Raw genomic sequence first — 4,911 nt, 5'->3', positions numbered from 1 at the left:
GCTCAGTTTCAGTAAATCCAAAACGTTGTACACGTTCAGTTTCAGAAAGTACCGCTTTAAAGCCTCTTTCCATTTCTCCAGGCTTAGCCACAACAAATGCGCTGTAGTTATCAAGTCCCGCAAGGAATGCACTAATATTAGCGCCACCTTGTAAGAAAGGAGGGTTTGCTTGCTTACTTAACTCTGCAAAACGTGAACCTAGCATTTGGTTGAATAATGATCTTACAATGCTATTTCTATAATCTGTTTTGGTGATAAGTTTTGATTCTGGATGCTTTATTATGACTTGCGCTACAGTTACAGGAAATTCCTTATCAGTAACAGTAATAAATTGGTTTTTATTAAGCAAAGAGATAGAGTATTTTGTACGTTCACGTGGTTTTGCTGGCTTTTTAAGATCAGAGAACTTTGTTTTGATTGTTTGCTCCATAGCATCTACATCAATATCTCCAACTACAATTAGGGCCTGAAGATCAGGTCTATACCAATCAGTATAAAACTGACGTAAAGTTGCAGGAGTAAAATTCTTTAGTACCTCTTCCGTTCCAATTGGCAAACGATTTGAATAACGTGAATTATTGAAAAGCATAGGCAGATATTGGTCCTGCATACGTTGCTGAGCACCTTTTCCTAATCTTTTTTCTTCTATAACCACACCACGCTCTTTATTGATCTCTTCATCACTTAGCGTAGCATCCTGAGCCCAGTCGCGCATGATTTGAATACCGTTTTTAAGGATTTCTGGATCATCTGATGGGATAGGGAGTTGATAAACAGTTTCATCGAAGCTCGTGTATGCATTTAAATCGGCACCAAATCGAACTCCAGTCTTCTGTAAATAATTTACTAGGTCATTTTTTGGGAAATTCTTTGTACCATTGAATCCCATGTGCTCCATGAAATGCGCCAGACCAAGCTGGTCATCATTTTCCATGATAGATCCTATTTTATTAGCAAGATATAAAGTAACCCTGTTTTTAGGTTCTACATTCTTACGAATATAATAGGTAAAACCGTTGGGGAGTTTACCAGTTCTAACTGTCGGATCTAAGGGAATGACCTCTGTGGCCGCGCCATCTTTGCTCTTGGCCTTTGGCTGAGCATTTGCTATTCCGGAAACCGCAATGACTAATGCGACCGAGAAGCTCAAAAATTTATTAATAGTTCTCATATATTAAAATTTATAGTGGATAAGCAATTTAGTGGAAAATATTTAAACTTTAACAATAATATTTTTTTTAAACATTAACCATAGTATTAGAAGCCAAATTAGGATAAATGTTACAGCCCCGGCTAATGAAGCATTAATTGGTGAAAAATATGGGGTGTAAAATGTTTCATACATCCATACTCTTGAACTTAAGCTTGTTCCATCGGGCATATTGACTTTAATCATGCTTAATATTCTTGGAATTAATCCCGAAAGGAAAAATACAGTAATGGCATTTACACCATAAACAACAAATGGGGTAGTGCCTTTTTTATAACCTTGTACATCTATCAACCAATAACACAATGCTAGGCCAATTGTTGCTAAACCTCCAGCATATAAAACAAAAGAGCTGGTCCATAAGGCTTTATTTATTGGGAAAAACAAGTCCCAGATTAAACCCAAAACAATTGCCAAGGTACCAATACTAAACATCCAAGAGATTTTAACCGCTTCGTCTTTATCTTTCCGCTTAAGCCATGTTCCAATTAATAAACCGAATAGTCCGGTGGCTACTGCAGGCAAGGTGCTTAAAATACCCTCAGGATCCCAGGTTTTGGCAGATTTCCACAAATGTGCTTCAGTAAGTACAGTACGATCTAGCCAAGCACCTAAATTGGTTTCTTTTTCCAAGTTGGCATAACCAACACCCGGTACTGGGACGAAAGTCATGAGTAGCCAATAGCTAATTAGAATTCCAAAGAAGAGTCTTACTTGGGTTTTCTGACTAGTTTTAATGAAAATTAGGGCCGTTATGAAGAAGACCACAGCAATACGTTGCAGTACTCCAGGTATGCGAACAGTGCTAAGTGCCTCGATGGGTTCTGTAAATATCTTTGGGAAGAGATTTAAGAAAAGGCCTAATCCAAACAAGATTAATGCTCTTTTAGCAGCTGTGATTAGTAATTTTGAATCCTTAACATTTCCTTTTTTACTTCCCAATGCATAAGAAATGGAGACCCCAACTATGAAGAGGAAGAATGGGAAAATTAAATCTGTAGGTGTGCAGCCATGCCATTCAGCATGTTTTAGAGGTGCATAAATATGCGACCAGCTTCCTGGATTATTTACCAGAATCATTGCGGCAACAGTAAGGCCTCTAAATACGTCTAAGGATAAGAGCCTTGCCGGCGATTTTTGAAGAATTAATGGTTCATTCATGCTATAAAGATAGTATTGCTTTACAGTATTTACAATTATGCAGAAAAGATAAAATTCCTTGTGTCTTGGTACTTGATTGGAGAATTATGGGCTTTTTAAATTTATGAGATTTTGATATGTCATTGCGAGGTACGAAGCAATCTCCTACTAAATTAATGGGATTGCTTCGCTACGCTCGCAATGACAAGTAAAAAATGCTCGCAATGACAATGCGGTGGGTATGGCATTGACAAGGTAAAAAATGCACGTAATGAAAAGGTGCGCATGTTAGAATGAAATAGTGTTTAAAAAATATTAAAGCTTTTGAGAAAGCGCTTTTATTGCCTCAGTATCCTTATTCTCAATACAAAGCTGTTCCAATTGCTTTTTGAGGTCGGCAGTTATGGACTCATATTTTTTCTGTCCATAAATATTTTTCATCTCGTTTGGATCTTTTTCTAGGTCATAAAGCTCCCAGAAATTTTTATGATCATAAAAGCGAATCAGTTTATAGCGATTTGTACGAATTCCAAAGTGCTTTAAAACGCTGTGTTCTCCAGGATATTCAAAGAAATGGTAGTAGGCCGAATTCCGAATGCTTGCTTTCGAATCTTTAAGCAAAGGCATCATTGATTTACCTTGAATTTCTTTGGGGATAGCTACACCTGCTGCTTCTAAAAAAGTGGGTGCAAAATCGACATTCGATATCATTTGATTCGAAACTGTTCCTGGCTTGATTAATTTTGGATAACGGATAATCAATGGTGTGCGCATTGATTCTTCATACATAAAACGCTTATCAAACCAGCCATGCTCACCCATATAAAATCCCTGATCAGAGGTATAAACTACAATGGTATTCTCGCTTAAATTATTTTTATCAAGGTAATCAAGAATTTTACCAATATTTCGATCTAGCGAGAGCGTAGTACTGTAATAATCACGCATGTAACGTTGAAATTTCCATTCAATCAGCGCCTTTCCTGTAGGTTTCTTTTCAAGAAAATCTTTTTCGATTTTATTATAGTAGGAATTCCATTTTTTTCTTTGCTCCGGACTCATTCTTTTGACAAAAGAGGAGGCGGAGGCATCAGGATCGCTGGTCATTTTTAGATCATAGCCCAATTTCATGGTTTTTTCGATCGACATATCCTGCATTTGGGCAGCAATGCGGTTTTCGTAATTATCGTAAAAGTTTTTAGGCAAAGGGAAATTGATATGATCAAATTTACCTAAATCAGTAGTATCTGGCATCCAAGTCCGATGTGGCGCTTTTTCGCCCACTACAACCATAAATGGCTTTGTTTGATCACGTTTATCAAGCCAGCTGAGCGTCTGTTCGGTGATAATATCTGTAGCATAGCCATCATGCCTCGTGGTATCACCGCCCATGCTAATCATGTTTGGATTATAGTAAAGGCCCTGACCAGGCAAAATATTCCAATAATCGAAACCTTGGGGATAATCAACCAAATGCCATTTACCTATCCATGCAGTTTGAAAGCCTGATTGTTTTAAATGTTTTGGAAATACATCTTGGGAAGCATCAAAGCGATCGCGATTATCTCTCATGCCATTGATATGACTGTACTTTCCGGTTAAGAGCACCGCTCTGCTTGGTCCGCAGATAGAATTCACAACAAAGGCACGGTTAAAGAGTGCACCTTCTTTAGCGAGGCGATCTAGATTTGGAGTAGCACCATATTTTGAGCCATAGGCCCCGATTGTGCTAACCGCATGATCGTCTGTTAAGATGACCACAATATTGGGTCTCGACTTTTGTTGCGAAAAACTTTGAAAACCTATAAGGCTTAATCCTAGCGCAATAAAAAGTCGAGCTCCATATTTCATGCTGTTGGTATTTAGTATTCCCAGCGGACAAATGCTTCCATCGCTTCGTATTCGGCTAAACCTAAACGATCGTATGCTTTAGCTGTTTCACGAGTACGATCTTCGGCACGCACCCAAAATTCGCGCGCATCATCTCCAGGAAAAACAGGGATATCTTTTTGCGATTGATGTTTAAATATGGCTAAACGCTTGCGAATTACCTCTTGTGGAGAAAGCGGCACAGCCATTTGAATTTCATGTGTTTCAAATTCATGCCAAGCACCACGGTAAAGCCATAACCAGCAATCTTTAGCCCATTCACGATCTTTTAAGCGTCTTAGTGCTTCAATAATGATATCGAAACAAACCTTATGCGTTCCATGCGGATCGGCAAAATCGCCTGCAGCAAATACTTGATGCGGTTTTACACGCTCAAGAAGCTCCATGGTGATGAGTACATCGTCTTCGGCAACAGGGTTACGAGTTGTTTTACCTCTATCGTAAAAAGGGAGCGCCATAAAATGAATATTCTCATCTTTTAAACCAGCAAAACGTGCTCCACTTATTGCTTCCCCTTTACGGATTAGGCCTTTAAGTGTTTGAATTTCTGAGGTATCCGCTTGGTTAGGCTGCTTATTTTCCAAGAATTTACGCATGGAAATGTAAAGATCATCTAACTTGCTAGTATCAAGATTAATAGATTTACTAAAATCACGAGCAAATTCAACAAA

The 4,911-nt window shown here is 38.4% G+C and carries 3 protein-coding genes and 1 pseudogene; all 4 read right to left on the bottom strand.

Annotated elements, in window-relative coordinates:
- Positions 1-1,171: M16 family metallopeptidase (locus ACIQ0D_RS11480; protein WP_395805736.1), on the bottom strand; the 1,171-nt coding region annotated here is incomplete at its 3' end.
- Positions 1,172-1,213: 42 nt separating this feature from the next.
- Positions 1,214-2,371: an acyltransferase family protein gene (locus ACIQ0D_RS11475; protein ID WP_395805734.1), complete on the bottom strand. Its 1,158-nt coding sequence runs from the start codon at positions 2,369-2,371 to the stop codon at positions 1,214-1,216.
- A gap of 294 nt (positions 2,372-2,665) precedes the next feature.
- Positions 2,666-4,201: a sulfatase gene (locus ACIQ0D_RS11470; protein WP_395805732.1), complete on the bottom strand. Its 1,536-nt coding sequence runs from the start codon at positions 4,199-4,201 to the stop codon at positions 2,666-2,668.
- An 11-nt stretch (positions 4,202-4,212) separates the two neighbouring features.
- Positions 4,213-4,911: pseudogene (locus tag ACIQ0D_RS11465) on the bottom strand (glucosamine-6-phosphate deaminase); the annotation flags it as partial.

The sequence above is a fragment of the Daejeonella sp. genome (genome assembly GCF_044342615.1).
Classification (GTDB): domain Bacteria; phylum Bacteroidota; class Bacteroidia; order Sphingobacteriales; family Sphingobacteriaceae; genus Daejeonella.
This window is presented reverse-complemented; position numbering and strand designations above follow the sequence as displayed.